Below are 16,308 nucleotides of genomic sequence, written 5' to 3'. Positions count from 1 at the left end.
CTGTCCATCAATGGCCAGCCTCCGCACCCGCCTTGCCGTCCTGCTGCCTATGGCGGGGATGCTGCTTGTAGCTGCTCCTGTTGAGGCAGCCAGCACCGACTCCAAAAAAGGGGCTGAGATTTATTGCTTCATGCGCAGCAAGGGCAATGATCACTCTGTGAGCTTCGAAGCCTCCTATGCCTTGATCAAGCGTCAGAGCCGTGGAGTGTTCAAGACATCTCCGAAGCATGCGGCCGTCATGATCACCGAAACCGTGGTGGAGGAACCCGGCAGCTATCCGGATTGCGGCCAATATCTTGGCGATCTGTTTGGAGGCAAAACCTCCAAGAAGTCCTCAAGCACCTCCAGTGAGAGCACAATCACGAGCAGTGGTTTTACCAGTGAAGCTTCAACGGACTGGGATGCTGATGATCGGTACAGCTACTGAAACCCTTGTCATTGCATAAGCCTGCGCGAGCCGATTGGCGGTCCACATGGCCGCAGTCGGTTCTCCTGATTGGTGGTCTGCTGCTCACCATCCAGGCCTGCAAGAACTCCGAGAGTCCTCAAGCTGCGTCACCAGATCCACAGGTGAAAGCATCCAGCTGCCTTGAAAACATCAATCTGGAGCGACTGGACAAAGCCCTAGGGCAGTGCAATGCGGTTGTGGCAAATCACCCTGACAATCCATTGCCACTGACCGACAGGTCATTGATCCAAACATTGATGGGGCGTGATGATGAGGCTTGCGCTGATGTGAGCCAGGCCATCTCCCTGCTGAATAGCCGGAACAAATCCAAAGACCCTCTGCTCAAGCACGAGCTGGAGGTCCGTCAGCAATCCTGCAAACATCGGGCCACCATCGCCGGCAACGGCTGACGATTCACACTGATGCGACGCGGACCCAGCAGCAACTCGATCTTGTCAGCTTTGCTCGCCACCAGACCATCCACAAGTTGATCGGCCAAACCAAGCTGAAGCCAATGGCTGGTCAGCCCACCATCCATGCCGATGCGGTGGCAACGATCCTCCGCCTGGTCAACATCGCCCGGGGTCCAGGGCCGCTCCAGAAGCACAACCTGACGTGCCCGATGCAGTGTGAATCCCAACCCTCCGCATCCATAGGTCGCCAAAAGCAGGTCGGTCCCACCAGCCTGAAAATGATCGACTGCAGCCTGTCGCTGTTCCGGTTTTTGCCGACCGGTTAACAGAACACCACCCAGCCGCTCCTGCAGAAGCTGCAGCGGTGACACGAAGGAGCTGAACAGCACGATCGCCTGACCATCAGCACGCAACTGCTCCACAAGCGCCTGAGCAGCGGGGAGCTTGAATTCGGCCGCAATCATGCGCAGGGAGGTGAGCACGGCCAGTGATTCAGCATCCGAACGCACTTCGCCGAGCTGCACGCGTCGGCGATAGTCCTCCACCACAAGACGCAGGCGGTGATCGAATCCCAACGCCTGATCAGCAGCCAGTGCAATGCCATGGCAGCGGCGCTGCTTGGCGGGCAGACCCAGCACCTGCTGCTTGCGTCGATGCAAAACCAATGGTCGGGTGAGGCGGCGCAATTCCTCCAGACGACTTGCACCATTGGCACGCCAGCGTCGCCGACCACCCTGCTCAGTCCAGTGTCCTTGGCAAAAGATCTCCTCAAAGGAACGCTGATCACGAGCCAGTGGATGATCCATGGCCGCCAGTAGCGGAAAAAACTGAATCGGTCGACCATTGCGGATGGGTGTGCCCGTGAGCATCCACACCGCCCGCAGGCGCGGATGGCGAGCCAAGCGCAACATGGCCTGGGTTCGCTGAGCCTGAAGCGACTGGGCGAAATGAGCTTCATCAACCACCAGAAGTGTTCCGGCTTCCGGAAGGTCAGCCGGCAACCGGGCCCAACTGTGCAGTGTGCACTCGAGATCGAGAGACTCAACTTCGCGCTGCCAGTGCGGATGAAGTCCCACAGGAGCGATCACCATCAAGCGCAGAGGTACGGCACGCATCAGTGCACGAGCTGCCAATAGCGACGTGAGCGTCTTTCCAAGACCCATCTCATCAGCCAGCAAGGCTCCGCGACGTGCCAGCAACCAACGAGCACCCGACCGTTGATGTGGCAGCGGTACACGGCCATCCGCTAGGGGCTGATCCAGGTCGGCACGAGCCATCAGCTCCCGGTGACGAGGAAGCGGTGGCAGTGGATGACGATGCCAGTCCAGCCAACGCAACAGATCGTCTTCAACCCGAAAACGTGAACCCAAACGGTCGAGTAGGTACTCGGCTGCGGCCAGTGGAAATTCCCAGCCATGCTGCGAACCTTTCCAGAGTCCCCGAGGCCTGATCCGGCCCATCTGCGCATGGGTGACGGCATCAAAGGGATAGGTGACCCTCACCAGTCCTGAAGGGGTCAGCCCAAGGCTGCAGCAGGACGTTGATGATGCCGTAACGACATTTCAGCAAATGCAATTGTATTGCTTCTTGTGCTCCCAGCAAGGGGCTTGAAGCTCAAAAATCACACTTCAAAAAGTGCCAAAAATGCAGCGAAGAACACATTGACGAACCCAGCGAAAGCGCCAGAATTCTTTCAACCGAACCATTCGGATGCATAACAGGGACGCGGTTTTCCTTGAAGATCTATGCCCCAAACTGCGAGTCCGAAGATGGCGTCAATCACTACATACTTACACCGGTAAAAGCTGTATTTACTGCGGAAAACAATCTGAATCGATTGATCATATTCTTCCAAGAGCCAAGGGCGGTTTAAGCACCACCGAAAACTGCGTTCCAGCCTGTCTCTCATGCAATGGGCATAAATCTGATTCTGAAGTTTTTGATTGGTATCGACGCCAACGCTTTTACGATCCGCGACGAGCCATGGCGATCCGTGCCTGGATGGATGGAGATTTGCGGCTTGCCCTGAGACTTCTGCAGTGGGCTCAACCCGAATTGAATCAAACCTCTCACGCATCAATGGCACCTGATGCTTCACTCAATCACCAGAGTCATCAGAACTGGGGCCTCGAGGCTGCCTGAAACGACTGAACCCGATCCTGCATCACCAAACTCTGCAAGCTTCTGCTGAATGATGCTGCTGACAAATTGAAGCCTGCTGTTCAGGCTGCTCGGGTGCCAGCACAAAGGCTGCACTCACCAACACCGAGGCGAAGACGGTTGCCGCCAAGCGACGCAGAGCAGTGCTCTCGCCAGTTTCCACGACCATGCTGCGATTGCCAGCACTTCGAGGCAGCATGGATGACTGAGACGACATCAGGGGAAGACAGGAACTGGTCACGGCTGCATTGCCACTGATACGTTTGTACTCATGACGGAATCACTTGTCAACCGTTGCCGATCGCTGCCCGCTGGATCCACGTTGTGCATCCTTGGGGCCGGCTTCAGTGGACGCCGGCTGGCTGCACTGGCTGAGGCCCTGAACATCAGGGTGCTCACCACGAGCAGAAACCCCGATCCCGAGAGCAGAGATCTACGTTTTGACACTGCCCAAAACCTGATACCAACCGACGCTGAGCTGGATGGCGTGACCCATCTACTGAGCACGATTCCACCTGGGCGGGATCAGAACGACCCTGTGTTGCGGACACTGGGGCCTCAGCTCAGGCAACTGCCGCTTCGTTGGGCGGGCTATCTGTCGACCACAGGCGTCTATGGCAACACAGAGGGGGCCTGGGTGAGCGAAGCGGATCCACCACAACCCGGTCAGGACCGCAGCCGCAGACGCCTGGTCTGTGAACAGGAGTGGATGAACAGTGGTCTGCCAGTGCAGATTCTGCGGTTACCAGGGATCTACGGACCAGGTCGCTCACCCCTCGCGGCTGTGAAGGCCGGCAGCCTGAAGCCTGTCCATAAGCCGGGCCAGGTGTTCTGCCGGGTGCATGTCGATGACATCGCCGCGGCCTGCCTGCACTTAATGCACTGCTCTGCTGCAGGACAGCACCCTCCCGTTGTGAACCTCTGTGATCATGAGCCCGCTCCCAGTCATGTGATGCAGCGCCATGCCGCAGACCTTTTGGACTGCGACCTGCCAGAGACTCGCAATTACACGGATGCTGAAGCTGACATGAGCGCCATGGCCCGAAGTTTCTGGGCCGAAAACCGCAGAGTGAGCAACGATCTTCTCTGCAAGACACTTGGCTACACCATGGTTCATCCCAACTTCCGCAGTGGGCTTGCCCACTGTCTGGAAGCAGAAAGACTCATGGGGAATCCGACTCAGAGCTCTTCGGGCTAAGCAGAGGAACCTGATCCAGCTTCAAGGGCTGATCAGGATCAATAAAGGTCAGACCTGCATCATGCAGCAAGCGACTCCACTGAACTTCCAGCCATCCCTCCCGAAACGCCGTTCCCAGGCCGTAGAGCAACAGGCCGATCACCAGCCAACGCAGCATGACCCCATCCATCGAATGCCATGACGCTAAGCAGCGCCTCGTAATCGCACTCGGTGATCCTGCTGGGATCGGCATGGAAGTCACGCTGAAAGCCCTGGCTGATCCCAGGCGGCCAGCGGACATGCCGATGCCTCTGCTTGTTGGCTGCAAGGCCAGCCTGCAAAAGACCGCTGACCAGCTCAGAGTGCATTCACAGGATCCCATCGCAGATCCAGATGCATTGAGCATTGAGGATTTACCCGTGCCCGGAGGGCCTCTCGAACCCGGCGACGCAGGACCAACAAGTGGAGAGGCAGGTTTCCAATGGCTGAGCAGAGCTGTGGAGCTGGTCCAACAGCAACAAGCACGGGCACTGGTGACCGCACCGATCGCGAAACATGCCTGGCATCAAGCCGGACATCGCTATCCCGGACAGACCGAACGTCTTGCGGAACTGGATGGACGCAACACTGCCTCGATGCTGTTCACGGCTGTCTCACCGGCAACCGGATGGAGGCTGAACACCTTGCTGGCCACCACACACATCCCGCTTGGACAAGTACCAGAGGTTCTCACGGCGGATCTGGTTGAACGCAAGCTCGATGAACTCGCAGGGTTCTGCCTGCGTTTCAATCCCGCTCCTCAATTGCTGGTGGCCGGCCTCAACCCGCATGCCGGAGAGCAAGGACAACTGGGAGGTGAAGAGCAGCAGTGGCTGAACCCGCTACTGGAGCGCTGGGCAAGCAAGCATCCTTGCGTGCAACTGAGAGGCCCCCTCCCTCCAGACACGTGCTGGTTGAGTGCTGCTGAAGCATGGAGCAACAGTGCTGGTCAGGTCGGACCTGATGGAATCCTGGCCTTGTATCACGATCAGGGCCTGATTCCGGTGAAGTTGCTGGCCTTCGATCAGGCCGTGAACACCACTCTGGGCTTGTCTTTTCTACGAACCTCCCCCGACCACGGCACCGGCTTCGACATCGCCGGACAAGGAGTGGCAAGAGGAACAAGCATGCTGGCCGCCATCCAGGCGGCCTGGGAACTCAGCCGGGCTTGACGCGCATCAGCACCTGACCGAATTCCACCGGGGTGCCGTTATCCACAAGGATTTCAACCACTTCACCTGCGACCTCCGCCTCCAGCTCGTTCATGAGCTTCATGGCTTCAAGAATGCAGATTGTCTGACCGGCATTGATCCGATTACCGATCTCCACGAAGGGAGCTTCACCTGGGGCAGGAGCGGTATAGAAGGTGCCGACCATTGGTGCTGTGACATCGACCAGGTCAGAACGGGAACCCGCCGCAGCCGGTGGAGCCGCTGAAGCTGATTCTCCCTGGGCGGGAACATCAACTACTGGCACCGGTGCTGGAACCTGAGCGATAGGGACCGCCTGGGCAGCCACGGCTGTAACCGGCAAGTTGCGACGAACTTCCAGACGGAAGTCGTCGCCTTCAAGGCGGAACTCCTGGATATCGCTTTCACCAAGGGCATCCAAAAGCTTGTGCAGCTGATCGTGATCGAGTTGCATAGTCAGCTGCTCTCCCGACCAAGATAGGAATCATTGCGCGTGTCCACCTTGATCTTCTCGCCTATCGAGAGAAACAGAGGAACCATCACCTGAGCACCAGTTTCAAGGATCGCAGGCTTGGTTCCACCGGTGGCAGTATCACCTTTCACACCAGGATCGGTCTGGGCGATCTCCAGCACAACGGAGTTGGGCAACTCCACTTCGAGGGGCTTCTCGTTCCACGAGACCACACTCACTTCCATGCCCTCCTTGAGGTACTTGCGGCTGTCACCGATCTGCTGAGCGGTGAGGCGAGTTTCCTCATAGCTCGACATGTCCATAAAGACATAGTCCTCACCCTCCATATAGGTGTGCTGGAGAGTGGCTTTCTCCAGAACAGCCTGAGGAAGCATCTCTCCGGCACGGAAGGTTTTGTCGACAACGCTCCCGGTCTGAACCGCCTTGAGCTTGGTGCGAACGAAGGCCGACCCTTTGCCAGGCTTCACGTGCAGGAACTCGACCACGCGCCAAACGGCACCGTCGAGCTCGATCGTGGTGCCGGTGCGAAAGTCGTTGCTGGAGATCATTCCCGCCGAACTGTTCAGGGGATCATACGGCTGTGCCAAAGTCCTTTCAGCACCTGGGGTTCTCCTTGGCGATTCGGTTGGGATTTCAACGCTTTAGCGCATGGCTTATCAGCCTGCTGATCATGGTTGGCCTGGCCTGGACCCCACCCGCCTTGGCGGGACTCCCCCAGGGAAACGCAGTGCAGGATCCAGCAGCGATCCTGCGTGATTCGTTGCCCATGAATCAGCAGGACCTGCGCGATCTTCAACATCAACTTGAAGGCACCAGTGATGACTTGCGTGCCAAGCGCTGGAGTGCTCTCGGACGCGGTCTCAAACGCACGCAATCCCTGCTGAGCAAAAGAAGGGAGGCGATCATCGCCGCGATGCCCAGCGATGATCAATCCAAAGCCGACCAGATCCTTGATGCAGTGGCCGATGACCTAAACGTTCTGCAGGAACGCATTGAAAACAAAGACAAAGCCGGGTTTATCCAGTCACGACGCAAGACCCTCAGCCAGATCGGTGATCTGGAATCACTGCTGATTGATGATCGGCTGCCTGACATCCCGTCGGAATTCGACGACCTGCCACGGCTGGCAGGCCGAGCCACCGTGGTCATCGAAACCACTGAGGGCGATCTGACGGCTGTGGTGGATGGTTACAACGCACCGCTGACTGCGGGTGCATTCATTGATCTCAGCCTGAAGGGCTTCTATGACGGCCTGCCCTTCAACCGTGCGGAAGATTTCTACATCCTGCAGAGCGGAGATCCCAAAGGACCTGACATTGGCTATGTGGATCCAAAAACCAAGCAGGAACGCCACGTGCCCTTGGAAATCCGTGTTCCCGATGAGACGGAAACTCTTTACAACCAAACCTTCGAAGACGTCGGCATGTTCAAAGCCACTCCGGTGCTTCCCTTTGCCACCCTGGGAACGCTGGGTTGGGCACACTCCGATCAGGCCCTGGATGACGGCTCATCCCAGTTCTTTCTGTTTCTCTACGAAGCAGAGCTGACACCAGCAGGGCTGAATCTGGTGGATGGGCGCAATGCAGCCTTCGGTTATGTCGTTGACGGATTCGATGTGCTCGAGGAACTGGGCGTCAACGATGAAATCAAACGGATCAAAGTAGTCGAAGGGGCCGATCGACTCCAGCAGCACGCCTGAGCTCCGTGACGGTCACACTGGCTGGGCTGGGTGAAGCGGAGCTGCTCAGGCGGCTAGCTCGCTTCGCTCCTCCTGGCCAGCTGGCTGATGACACGTGCACCTTGGCCGCCGACACCCGGCAGCTGCTTGTGAACACCGACGTACTTGTGGATGGCATTCACTTCAGTGACCGCACCACAAGTCCAGCGGATGTGGGCTGGCGGGCCGTGGCAACCAACCTGTCGGATCTGGCAGCCAGCGGCGCCGTTGCTGTGGATGGGATCACAGTGGCTCTGGTGGCACCTGGAAGCACTCCATGGAGCTGGGTTGAGGATCTGTACCGCGGTATCAGCGAAGCGCTCAACTGCTATGGAGGGATCCTGCTGGGAGGAGACTGCTCCGCAGGCACAGAAAAACTGATCTCGGTCACCGCACTCGGTCGACTCGGGCCTTTACGCCTGCATCGTGGTGATGCTTGTCCAGGCGATTGGCTCGTCACCAGCGGGCACCATGGACTAAGCCGTTTAGGGCTAGCACTGCTTCAAGGTGATCCGACTCTGAATGGCACCAGTGCACTAATGGAAGCCCTTCAACACCAGGCCATCAGCCAACATCGCCGCCCCAGACCCAGGCTGGATGCCTTAACCACCCTGATCGAGAACAAGCCTGAAAACTTGCCCTGGAGAGCCGCCGGCACGGATAGCAGTGACGGTCTCCTGGCGGCGGTGCAGGCTCTTTGCAACAGCAGTGACTGCGGAGCTCAACTCACCCATGACTGGCTTCCGCGAGCGGAAGGCTGGCCCGCTGGCGAGCTCTGGGATCAATGGTGCCTGAACGGTGGCGAGGATTTCGAATTGGTGCTGAGTCTCCCAGCCCTCTGGGCCCAACGCTGGCTTGAACATCAACCGGACAGCCGGCGGATCGGCTGCATCACCGCGGGGAGCAATCAGATCGTCTGGAGTGAGACCAGACGTCCTGTCACCGCTGCAGAGTTTGATCACTTCGGCTCTGCTCTGAATGAAACGTGACCAAAAAAAATCCCTCCCAGCGGGAGGGATTGAAAAACAGCTCAAATCCTGATTATTTCCAGTTCCTGGCCACGACCTCGGCGAGGTCCACAACTCTTTGGCTGTAGCCCCACTCGTTGTCGTACCAGGCAACGATTTTGAAGAAGTTGTCACCCATTGCAAGGGTGAGATCCGCGTCAAAAATGGTCGACTGATTCGTGCCGGCGTAGTCGCTGGACACCAAGGGCAGATCGCCGTACTTGATGATCTTGCTCATCGGACCATCAGCAGCTGCCTTGAGGATCGATTTGATCTCATCCACGGAAGACGCGCGGTTGGACTCGAATACCAGATCAACGGCTGAAACGTTCGGAGTCGGAACGCGCATTGCGATACCAGTGAACTTGCCCTTCACAGGGGGGTAGACCAGAGCCACGGCTTGGGCTGCACCCGTGGAGGTGGGGACCATGTTCACAGCAGCGGCACGAGCACGACGCAGATCGCGATGGTTGTTGTCGAGAATCCTCTGGTCACCTGTGTAACTGTGAATGGTGGTCATCAGGCCACGGTTGATGCCGATCGACTGATCGATCACTTTCACCAGCGGGGCGAGGCAGTTGGTGGTGCAGCTGGCGTTGCTGAGGATGTCGAAATCTTCATGACGGTATTGATCCTCATTCACACCGACCACGAACGTGCCGACCTTTGGGCCTTTGCCAGGAGCGGTGAGAATCACCTTCTTGGCGCCGGCCTGAATGTGCATGCTGGCCTTCTCGTCGGTGTTGAAGACACCGGTCGACTCAAGAACCAGATCCACACCCCAGTCCTTCCAGGGGCAATTGAGGGGATTGCGGTCGGAGAAGAACTTCACCTGCTTGCCATTGACGATCATCGAGTCGTCAGTGGTTTCGATCTTCACGCTGGGATCCAGCTTGCCCAGAATGGAGTCGTAGGTCAGCAGATGAGCACTGGTCTTGGGGTCCGAGGTGGCATTTACGCCCACAATCTCGATGTCGGTGTCAGCGCCACGGCTGATCCAACCCCGCATCACATTGCGACCGATTCGGCCGAATCCATTGATCGCAACGCGCAGAGTCATATGAGGAGCGGACAATCCGCAGGGAATGGCCGCTGATCATACAGAAATCGCTAATTTCCAATGAAACAGCCCCAGCTTCAAATTTTTGAGGGGGCTAGCGCGACAGTCTGCGCCGATTGGTGGTCAGCAGGAAATGCTGATTTATCGTGCGCGTCCACGGCATTTGTTCTTGAGCAGATCGCTTGACAGCCCTTCCTCAGTGCACTTCATCGGTGCAGGCGGAATCGGCATGTCTGCCCTGGCGAGAATTCTGCTCAACCGCGGTCACCAGGTGAGTGGCTCCGACCGCAAGATGTCCCCAACAATGGAAACCCTGCAGTCGCTTGGCATGGTGGCTTTCGCCTCGCAAACTGCAAATAATTTTGATGAACTGAAAACACGTGGTTTAGCCACGCCCTTGGTGGTGATCAGCAGCGCCATCCCCGAAAGCAATGCTGAACTGACCGCAGCCCGGCAATTGCAGCTAACTGTCTGGCACCGCTCCGACCTACTCGCTGCCCTGATCGATCAACAGCCGTCGATCGCAGTCGCGGGAAGTCACGGCAAAACCACCACAAGCACAGTGGTGACGTCACTTCTTCACAGCGCTGGTGAAGATCCAACCGCTGTGATTGGTGGAATCGTTCCCTGCTACGGAAGCAACGGACATGCGGGCTCGGGCCGGCTGCTAGTGGCAGAAGCCGATGAATCCGATGGCTCCCTGGTGAAATTCAACGCAACCCTGGGGGTGATTACCAACCTGGAACTGGATCACACCGATCACTACAGAGATCTCGATGATCTGATCACCACCATGCGCCGCTTCGCCGCCGGTTGCGGTCGACTGCTTGCCAATCAGGACGACCCGATCCTGAGCGAACACTTCCAAGCTGACGCCTGGTGGTCAGTGCAACGCAGCGACAATGTTGATTTCGCCGCTCTGCCGGTAGCCCTTGAAGGCGATCACACGGTTGCCGATCTATATGAACAGGCTGAGTACGTTGGCCGAATCACGTTGCCGCTGCCAGGGCTTCACAACCTGAGCAATGCCCTGGGGGCTCTCGCTGCATGTCGTTTGGAAGGAATTCCTCTCGAGCGTCTGGTGACCCACCTGAGCGAACTCAAGACACCTGGACGCCGCTTCGACTATCGGGGCGACTGGCAGGGACGTCTAGTGGTGGATGACTACGCCCATCACCCCAGTGAAGTGGCGGCGACCCTGGCGATGGCCGCTCTGATGGTGTCCAGTGGGCGAAGCCCACTGCCGCGAAGTCCAAAACGACTGTTGGCGGTCTTCCAACCGCATCGATACAGCCGCACTCAGGAATTTCAGAACGAATTCGCGGTGGCGCTCTCCAACGTCGACATCGTTGTTCTGGCTCCGGTGTTTTCAGCCGGTGAAACTCCAATCCCCGGTGTGAGCAGCGAAGCCCTGGCATCGTGCATTCAGCAACACAGTGCCGATCAGACGGTTCTGGTGGCCGACACCATGGACGAACTGGCTGATCTTGTTCGGGAGCACAGCTGTGCCGATGACCTCGTACTGGCCATGGGAGCCGGTGATGTGAACAGTCTCTGGTCACGGCTGTCACCGAACGCCTTGCAGGAGCAGACGTCATGTCAGTCGACACTGACAGCTTGAGAGACCTGAAGGAAGAGGGAATCCTGCAAGAGCAGGTGTCCCTAGCCCACTACACAACCTGGAGAGTGGGCGGACCAGCGCAATGGTTGGCCGAACCGAATCAAGCCCAGCAGATTCCCACCCTGCTCCATTGGGCGGCAAACGAAGGATTACTCGTCCGTGTGATCGGTGCAGGCTCCAATCTGCTGATTGCTGATGCAGGGCTTCCAGGACTCACTCTCTGCCTGAGACGGCTGCAGGGACTTGAACTGAACGCCCAGACCGGCAGGGTGCGGGCAAGTTCTGGTGAACCGATCCCGACCCTGGCAAGGCGTGCGGCGCGAAAAGGATTGCAAGGGCTGGAGTGGGCCGTGGGCATCCCTGGCACCGTCGGCGGAGCCGCTGTGATGAACGCCGGTGCCCAGGGTGGTTGTACCGCTGAACGGCTGCTCAGCGTGGATGTGGTTCCTCTGCAAGGCGATGATTTCAGGATCCGGAGGCTTGAGCGGGAATCGCTCGATTTCGCGTACCGCCACAGTGCTCTACAGACCCAACCCTTCCTGGTCGTGGCCGCCGAATTTCAGCTGGAAGCAGGTCATGATCCGACCGAGTTGCAAGAGCGCACCAGCGAAAATCTCAACCATCGCACCAGCACCCAGCCCTACAAGCAACCGAGCTGTGGCAGCGTCTTTCGCAATCCAGAACCTGCAAAGGCCGGTCGTTTGATCGAAGGTCTTGGCCTGAAAGGCCGCCGTGTCGGTGGGGCGCAGGTCTCTGAAGTGCACGCCAATTTCATTGTCAACACTGGAGGAGCCCGGGCTGCAGATATCCGCAGCCTGATTGGCTTGGTGCAACAGGAGGTAGCCGATGCCCACGGCATCCAGCTCCAGCCTGAAGTGAAACGACTGGGGTTCGAGATGGCGGCCTAACCTTTCGGTTCCTTCAGCGATGCCATGGCCGGGTTCGGACTTCCCAATTTTGGACAGCTCACCGAAGCCTTCCGCAAGGCACAGCAGATCCAGCAAGACGCTCAGAAACTGCAGGAAGAGCTCGATGCCATGGAGATCGAAGGCAGCAGCGAAGACGGCCGAGCCTGCATCTGGCTCTCCGGCAACCAGCAGCCCCTACGTGTGAAGTTGGATCCCAGCCTTCTGAATGAAGGGCAAGAAGCCGCTGAAGCAGCCACACTTGCCGCACTTCAATCTGCCTACGAACGCTCCACTGGAACCATGAAGGAGCGAATGCAGGAGCTCACCGGCGGGCTCGATCTCAACCTGCCCGGAATGGGCGGCTGATCTCAAGAAGCTCCTCCACAGCTTTGCGATACATGGGATAGCGCTCCCAGTCGCGAGTCACACCACAACCCGGTTCATCCCGGTGCAGGCAGTCACGGAAACGACAGGGATGTTGATCAAGCTGGACACGCAGTTCTGGGAACAGCACTTCCAGATTGGAAACATCATCCGGTAAGTCCGGACGGTTGAACCCTGGAGTGTCAGCAACCCTGGAGCCAGGAGAGAACGCATGTAATTCCACATGACGCGTGGTGTGACGCCCTCTCTGCAGACGACCTGACACCGCACCCACCCGTAACGCCAGTCCGGGCAGGAGACCATTCAGCAACGAACTCTTACCGACCCCCGAGGGGCCGCAAAGCACCGAGATCGGAACAGTGGCTAAGTGGGCGCGCAGTTCTTCCAGGCCCATTCCAGAACGAGTGGACACAAGAATCGGTTCATACCCCCATCCCTGCAAACGTTTACGCAGTTTTGACAAGGCATCGGCATCCAGCAGATCGCACTTGGTCAGCACGAGCAACACCTGCAATCCGGTCTTCTCAGCCGTGAGCAAGAACCTGCTGACCTGATCGGCATCAAAAGCAGGTTGCTCAACGGCGACCGCCACCAGGATGCATGAGGCATTAGCCACGGGAGGACGAACCAGAAAACTGCTCCGAGGTTCCACTTCCGCCACCACAGCCCTGGCGTAATCACAGTCAATGGCTTCCACACGCACACGATCACCCACATGGACCGCAGCACCACGATGGTTCAGTCGGGTGCGACGCGTGCAGAGCAAACGGGGAGGAACATCAACAGGTGGGGCCTCCAGCTCCACCTCGAGATAGTTGGCCTGCAGTGCAACGACCATGCCCGGATGCAGCTCATGGCTAATCACCGGCACAGATCACCTTCAGTCGCACCTGAACATCAGAGAGACGCTCCACATGGACCTGATGGCCATCACGTCGAAGTCCCGGAACCACCATCTCTTCTGGCTCACCAGGATCGAGATCCACCTCAAGGCACTGACCAGCAGTCATGTTCTCAAGAGTGAGCCGACAGCGAATGAAATTGAGCGGACAGGGCGTCCCACAGAGATCGAGCTGACGATCGGGGAGACGTTCCGTCATGGTCAACGCTGTCCGAACAGACGAGCAAACAGACCACTCTTGTGGTGATGGTGCTGCTCTCCCCTGGCGGAGTGATGACCGGCCAGCTCTTCGAGCAATCCCTTCTCTTCAGTGTTGAGACGAGTTGGCAGCTTCACATTGACCGTGATGCGTTGATTGCCGCGGGCCACAGGGTTGCCCAGCTTGGGAATGCCCTTGTTGTCTAGGGTGAGAACGGCATTGGGTTGAGTTCCAGCAGGAATCTCGAGGCTGGTTGGCCCGTCCACTGTGTCCACTTCGATGGTGTCACCGAGAATCGCCTGGAGATAGCTCACCTTCACTTCAGAGTGGACCGTCAATCCATCCCTCTGCAACGACGGATGGGATTTAACGGTCAGGAACACGTACAAGTCGCCAGAGGGACCACCCCGTAAGCCAGCATTGCCCTCGCCGGTCACCCTGAGACGGGTACCGGTGTCAACACCAGCAGGAATATTGATCCGCAACTTCTTGCGCACCTGAGTGACACCCTGTCCGCCACAGGCATTGCAGGGATCAGCAATCACCTGACCACTGCCATTGCAGCTGGGACATTCCGCCACTTGGGTGAAACTGCCGAAAGGGGTCCTGGTTGCCCGGCGCACCTGGCCAACACCGCCACAGGTGGAGCAAGTGGTGGGGCCACTGCCGCTCTTGGCACCGCTACCGCTGCAGGTGCTGCAGGTTTCCAAGTGAGGAACGCGAATCTCCCGCTCCTGTCCGAACACCCCCTGCTCAAAGTCGATCGTGAGGTCGTAGCGCAGGTCATCTCCCTGCTGAGGTCCACGACGGCGTTGCTGACGACCACCACCGGCGGCTCCACCGAACCCACTGAAGAAGGTTTCAAAAATATCGGCAAAGCCACCCATGTCGCCCATGTCGGGCATGCCAGCCGCGCCACCGAGTCCCGCCTCACCGAATTGGTCGTAGCGACCACGGGTCTGGGGGTCACTGAGAACCTCGTAGGCACGTCCGATCTCTTTGAAGCGATCCTCTTCGCCAGGGTCTTTGTTGATGTCGGGGTGATATTGGCGAGCCAGTCGCCGATAGGCCCGTTTGAGGGTGTCGGCATCAGCATCCCTGCTAACACCGAGTAGCTCGTAGTAATCGGCCATCAGCTGGACGTCCTGAAAATCACAGTAAAAGCAGAGGTCTGATCAACTGTTGGCATCTCCCGAAACCTCCCCTTCAGAGGCGACCTCAGCATCAGAAGTGGACGTCTCGCTGCCGGCAGCTTGTTGTGGGCCAGGCCCCATCGACACCTTGACCATGGCGTGACGCAGGACGCGGCCATCGAGGTGATAACCACGCTGCAGCTCCTCAATCACCACATCCTCTGAATGCTCTTCACTGGGCTCACGCAGCACCGCCTCGTGCAGGGTTGGATCAAACTCCTGGCCAACCACTCGCATCGGAGCAACACCCAGCTGTTTGAGCACCTCAACCAGCTGTTTGTAGAGCCCCTGATAGCTGCGGTGAAGCCCCTGCGCTTCTTCCGTCTGAGGATCGAGCTGCTGACGAGCACGCTCGAAATTGTCCACAACGGGAAGGATTTCAGTGAGGGTGCTGCAGATGAGCTGCAGCTTGAGATCATCCTGGTCGCGACTCTGACGCTTGCGGAAGTTGTCGAAGTCCGCAGCGATGCGTACGTACTGACCGCGCAACACCTCATGCTCCTCTCTGAGCGCGGAGTGCTCCTTCTCGAGCTGCTCAAGACGGGCGTCGTTGTCAACGGACTGGGTCCCTGACTCCGATTCGGCTGTCACTTCAGTGGACGCTGACTCGTCCACGACTGGTGTCGTGTCCAGAGTTTCGTTTGGCGTCACAGCAGGTTGCTGGCCGTCGGCACCAGCCGACGACGGATCCTGCGCTGGGGTGGAAGCATCGCCACTCATGCTGACCGGTTGCGAATTCACGTCTAGACATGTTGATAGGTGAGGCAGTCCTCCCACAAGCGGGGGAAGCCCGCACCTTTCTGCAACTTTGATCCGTGAGCCAAGACCGCCGGCATCTGGAACTGGAACTTCTGTAGCAGCGAATCATCCCAGGCAAGCTCCTCAGCGCCGATGAACCCTCACTGCTCCAGGAACTGGAAGCGATGGGATTTGACCGTGCACGTCACGCCGCCCTTGCAGAACGGCTGAATGAACTACTAAGTAGCCAATCCCAGGACACGTCACCTACACCTCAGACCAACGCTGAAACCACTTCCACTATTGACAGCCTGGAAGAGAAAGCGATCTCCTACTTGCAGGACTTTTCGGTGGAAGGGGTTCTGGTCGAGGATCCCGACGAGGCAACCGCACAAAACTCCGGTCCGGAAGATCTCGAGTCCAGCCTCAACGATGCTGAGCAGGCACCGGTGATCAATTTGGTGGACAGGATCCTGATGCAAGCTCTAGCGCTTGGTGCCAACGACATCCATGTGGAACCGCAGCAAGCCGGTCTTCAGCTGCGTTTCTGTCAGGACGGTGAGCTGCAGAGCTACATCGAACCCCTGCCCAACCGAATGGTTCCCGCCGTGACCTCCCGGTTCAAAATCATGGCGGATCTGGACATTGCCGAACGACGCATTGCCCAGGATGGACGCATCC

At 58.1% G+C, this 16,308-nt stretch carries 20 protein-coding genes and 1 pseudogene; 11 read left to right on the top strand and 10 right to left on the bottom strand.

The features are described from left to right. Positions 1-10 precede the first annotated feature (10 nt). Both DXY37_RS06685 and DXY37_RS06680 read left to right on the top strand, forming a co-directional pair. Positions 11-427 (top strand): DUF6554 family protein, encoded by a 417-nt coding sequence (locus DXY37_RS06685; protein ID WP_115125904.1) that lies wholly within the window; start codon positions 11-13, stop codon positions 425-427. A 5-nt stretch (positions 428-432) separates the two neighbouring features. Further along, positions 433-858 (top strand): hypothetical protein, encoded by a 426-nt coding sequence (locus DXY37_RS06680; protein ID WP_244276925.1) that lies wholly within the window; start codon positions 433-435, stop codon positions 856-858. On the opposite strand, the gene DXY37_RS06675 is transcribed toward DXY37_RS06680, so the two are convergent. Further along, positions 813-2,321: a DEAD/DEAH box helicase gene (locus DXY37_RS06675; protein WP_115126025.1), complete on the bottom strand. Its 1,509-nt coding sequence runs from the start codon at positions 2,319-2,321 to the stop codon at positions 813-815. The genes DXY37_RS06680 and DXY37_RS06675 overlap by 46 nt on opposite strands. Before the next feature lie 250 nt (positions 2,322-2,571). Here DXY37_RS06675 and DXY37_RS06670 point away from each other — a divergent pair, with 250 nt between their 5' ends. Further along, positions 2,572-3,003, top strand: a complete 432-nt coding sequence (locus DXY37_RS06670) for an HNH endonuclease (protein WP_115125903.1) — start codon at positions 2,572-2,574, stop codon at positions 3,001-3,003. 22 nt (positions 3,004-3,025) lie between these two features. Here DXY37_RS06670 and DXY37_RS06665 read toward each other — a convergent pair whose 3' ends face one another. Next, positions 3,026-3,262: a serine protease inhibitor gene (locus DXY37_RS06665; protein WP_231856355.1), complete on the bottom strand. Its 237-nt coding sequence runs from the start codon at positions 3,260-3,262 to the stop codon at positions 3,026-3,028. 30 nt (positions 3,263-3,292) lie between these two features. On the opposite strand from DXY37_RS06665, the gene DXY37_RS06660 reads away from it, so the two are divergent. Continuing rightward, positions 3,293-4,219 carry an SDR family oxidoreductase gene (locus DXY37_RS06660; protein WP_115125902.1) on the top strand — a complete coding sequence of 309 codons (927 nt, stop codon included), beginning with the start codon at positions 3,293-3,295 and terminating at the stop codon, positions 4,217-4,219. On the opposite strand, the gene DXY37_RS06655 is transcribed toward DXY37_RS06660, so the two are convergent. Beyond that, positions 4,185-4,376: a 4-hydroxythreonine-4-phosphate dehydrogenase gene (locus DXY37_RS06655; protein ID WP_115125901.1), complete on the bottom strand. Its 192-nt coding sequence runs from the start codon at positions 4,374-4,376 to the stop codon at positions 4,185-4,187. The two genes, DXY37_RS06660 and DXY37_RS06655, sit on opposite strands and share 35 nt — an antisense overlap. Here DXY37_RS06655 and pdxA point away from each other — a divergent pair. Further along, on the top strand, positions 4,375-5,409 hold the full coding sequence (gene pdxA / locus DXY37_RS06650; RefSeq protein ID WP_115125900.1) for a 4-hydroxythreonine-4-phosphate dehydrogenase PdxA: 1,035 nt from the start codon (positions 4,375-4,377) through the stop codon (positions 5,407-5,409). The two genes, DXY37_RS06655 and pdxA, sit on opposite strands and share 2 nt — an antisense overlap. On the opposite strand, the gene accB is transcribed toward pdxA, so the two are convergent. Next, on the bottom strand, positions 5,396-5,881 hold the full coding sequence (accB, locus tag DXY37_RS06645) for an acetyl-CoA carboxylase biotin carboxyl carrier protein (RefSeq protein WP_115125899.1): 486 nt from the start codon (positions 5,879-5,881) through the stop codon (positions 5,396-5,398). The genes pdxA and accB overlap by 14 nt on opposite strands. A 2-nt stretch (positions 5,882-5,883) precedes the next feature. After that, on the bottom strand, positions 5,884-6,447 hold the full coding sequence (efp, locus tag DXY37_RS06640; protein ID WP_067093415.1) for an elongation factor P: 564 nt from the start codon (positions 6,445-6,447) through the stop codon (positions 5,884-5,886). Between the two features lie 32 nt (positions 6,448-6,479). Between efp and DXY37_RS06635 the strand changes: the two genes are divergently transcribed. After that, the gene (locus tag DXY37_RS06635; protein ID WP_371637943.1) at positions 6,480-7,598 is read left to right on the top strand and encodes a peptidylprolyl isomerase; all 1,119 of its coding nucleotides are present in this window, start codon (positions 6,480-6,482) and stop codon (positions 7,596-7,598) included. 5 nt (positions 7,599-7,603) lie between these two features. Continuing rightward, the gene (gene thiL, locus DXY37_RS06630) at positions 7,604-8,605 is read left to right on the top strand and encodes a thiamine-phosphate kinase (protein ID WP_115125898.1); all 1,002 of its coding nucleotides are present in this window, start codon (positions 7,604-7,606) and stop codon (positions 8,603-8,605) included. Positions 8,606-8,657: 52 nt separating this feature from the next. On the opposite strand, the gene gap is transcribed toward thiL, so the two are convergent. Beyond that, positions 8,658-9,683, bottom strand: a complete 1,026-nt coding sequence (gene gap / locus DXY37_RS06625; RefSeq protein ID WP_115125897.1) for a type I glyceraldehyde-3-phosphate dehydrogenase — start codon at positions 9,681-9,683, stop codon at positions 8,658-8,660. Positions 9,684-9,852: 169 nt separating this feature from the next. Here gap and murC point away from each other — a divergent pair, with 169 nt between their 5' ends. The 3 genes from murC to DXY37_RS06610 are packed head-to-tail and all read left to right on the top strand — an operon-like array spanning position 9,853 to position 12,578. Further along, positions 9,853-11,304: a UDP-N-acetylmuramate--L-alanine ligase gene (gene murC, locus DXY37_RS06620; RefSeq protein ID WP_115126022.1), complete on the top strand. Its 1,452-nt coding sequence runs from the start codon at positions 9,853-9,855 to the stop codon at positions 11,302-11,304. Next, a complete protein-coding gene (gene murB, locus DXY37_RS06615; RefSeq protein WP_115125896.1) occupies positions 11,280-12,212 on the top strand; it encodes a UDP-N-acetylmuramate dehydrogenase in 933 nt (310 codons plus the stop codon). The genes murC and murB overlap by 25 nt, the downstream gene beginning before the upstream one ends. Before the next feature lie 24 nt (positions 12,213-12,236). Beyond that, entirely contained in the window at positions 12,237-12,578 is a 342-nt protein-coding gene (locus DXY37_RS06610; protein ID WP_115125895.1) for a YbaB/EbfC family nucleoid-associated protein, read from the top strand. Here DXY37_RS06610 and rsgA read toward each other — a convergent pair. From rsgA to grpE, 4 genes are read right to left on the bottom strand one after another with little or no spacing between them, the layout of a single operon-like run. After that, on the bottom strand, positions 12,553-13,434 hold the full coding sequence (rsgA, locus tag DXY37_RS06605; RefSeq protein ID WP_115126021.1) for a ribosome small subunit-dependent GTPase A: 882 nt from the start codon (positions 13,432-13,434) through the stop codon (positions 12,553-12,555). The two genes, DXY37_RS06610 and rsgA, sit on opposite strands and share 26 nt — an antisense overlap. A 19-nt stretch (positions 13,435-13,453) precedes the next feature. Further along, entirely contained in the window at positions 13,454-13,696 is a 243-nt protein-coding gene (locus tag DXY37_RS06600) for a sulfurtransferase TusA family protein (protein ID WP_115125894.1), read from the bottom strand. A 2-nt stretch (positions 13,697-13,698) separates the two neighbouring features. Further along, entirely contained in the window at positions 13,699-14,829 is a 1,131-nt protein-coding gene (gene dnaJ / locus DXY37_RS06595) for a molecular chaperone DnaJ (RefSeq protein ID WP_115125893.1), read from the bottom strand. A gap of 42 nt (positions 14,830-14,871) precedes the next feature. Next, positions 14,872-15,609 (bottom strand): nucleotide exchange factor GrpE, encoded by a 738-nt coding sequence (gene grpE, locus DXY37_RS06590; protein WP_115125892.1) that lies wholly within the window; start codon positions 15,607-15,609, stop codon positions 14,872-14,874. 203 nt (positions 15,610-15,812) lie between these two features. Here grpE and DXY37_RS06585 point away from each other — a divergent pair. Then, a pseudogene (locus DXY37_RS06585) lies at positions 15,813-16,250 on the top strand (type II/IV secretion system protein); the annotation flags it as partial. Between the last annotated feature and the right edge of the window lie 58 nt (positions 16,251-16,308).

It is taken from the genome of Synechococcus sp. GEYO (assembly GCF_900473955.1).
In the GTDB taxonomy this organism is placed as follows: Bacteria; Cyanobacteriota; Cyanobacteriia; order PCC-6307; family Cyanobiaceae; genus Synechococcus_C.
Note: the sequence above shows the minus strand (reverse complement) of the source record. Positions and strands in the feature narration are given on the sequence as shown.

What these genes read in the sequence shown, in the direction of transcription:
- DXY37_RS06685 (WP_115125904.1), top strand. Translation starts at nt 11, where the DNA reads ATGGCCAGCCTCCGCACCCGCCTTGCCGTCCTGCTGCCTATGGCGGGG.
- DXY37_RS06675 (WP_115126025.1), bottom strand. Translation starts at nt 2,321, where the DNA reads ATGGGCCGGATCAGGCCTCGGGGACTCTGGAAAGGTTCGCAGCATGGC.
- DXY37_RS06670 (WP_115125903.1), top strand. Translation starts at nt 2,572, where the DNA reads ATGCATAACAGGGACGCGGTTTTCCTTGAAGATCTATGCCCCAAACTG.
- DXY37_RS06660 (WP_115125902.1), top strand. Translation starts at nt 3,293, where the DNA reads ATGACGGAATCACTTGTCAACCGTTGCCGATCGCTGCCCGCTGGATCC.
- pdxA (WP_115125900.1), top strand. Translation starts at nt 4,375, where the DNA reads ATGACCCCATCCATCGAATGCCATGACGCTAAGCAGCGCCTCGTAATC.
- DXY37_RS06655 (WP_115125901.1), bottom strand. Translation starts at nt 4,376, where the DNA reads ATGCTGCGTTGGCTGGTGATCGGCCTGTTGCTCTACGGCCTGGGAACG.
- accB (WP_115125899.1), bottom strand. Translation starts at nt 5,881, where the DNA reads ATGCAACTCGATCACGATCAGCTGCACAAGCTTTTGGATGCCCTTGGT.
- efp (WP_067093415.1), bottom strand. Translation starts at nt 6,447, where the DNA reads ATGATCTCCAGCAACGACTTTCGCACCGGCACCACGATCGAGCTCGAC.
- gap (WP_115125897.1), bottom strand. Translation starts at nt 9,683, where the DNA reads ATGACTCTGCGCGTTGCGATCAATGGATTCGGCCGAATCGGTCGCAAT.
- murB (WP_115125896.1), top strand. Translation starts at nt 11,280, where the DNA reads ATGTCAGTCGACACTGACAGCTTGAGAGACCTGAAGGAAGAGGGAATC.
- DXY37_RS06610 (WP_115125895.1), top strand. Translation starts at nt 12,237, where the DNA reads ATGGCCGGGTTCGGACTTCCCAATTTTGGACAGCTCACCGAAGCCTTC.
- rsgA (WP_115126021.1), bottom strand. Translation starts at nt 13,434, where the DNA reads ATGGTCGTTGCACTGCAGGCCAACTATCTCGAGGTGGAGCTGGAGGCC.
- DXY37_RS06600 (WP_115125894.1), bottom strand. Translation starts at nt 13,696, where the DNA reads ATGACGGAACGTCTCCCCGATCGTCAGCTCGATCTCTGTGGGACGCCC.
- dnaJ (WP_115125893.1), bottom strand. Translation starts at nt 14,829, where the DNA reads ATGGCCGATTACTACGAGCTACTCGGTGTTAGCAGGGATGCTGATGCC.
- grpE (WP_115125892.1), bottom strand. Translation starts at nt 15,609, where the DNA reads ATGAGTGGCGATGCTTCCACCCCAGCGCAGGATCCGTCGTCGGCTGGT.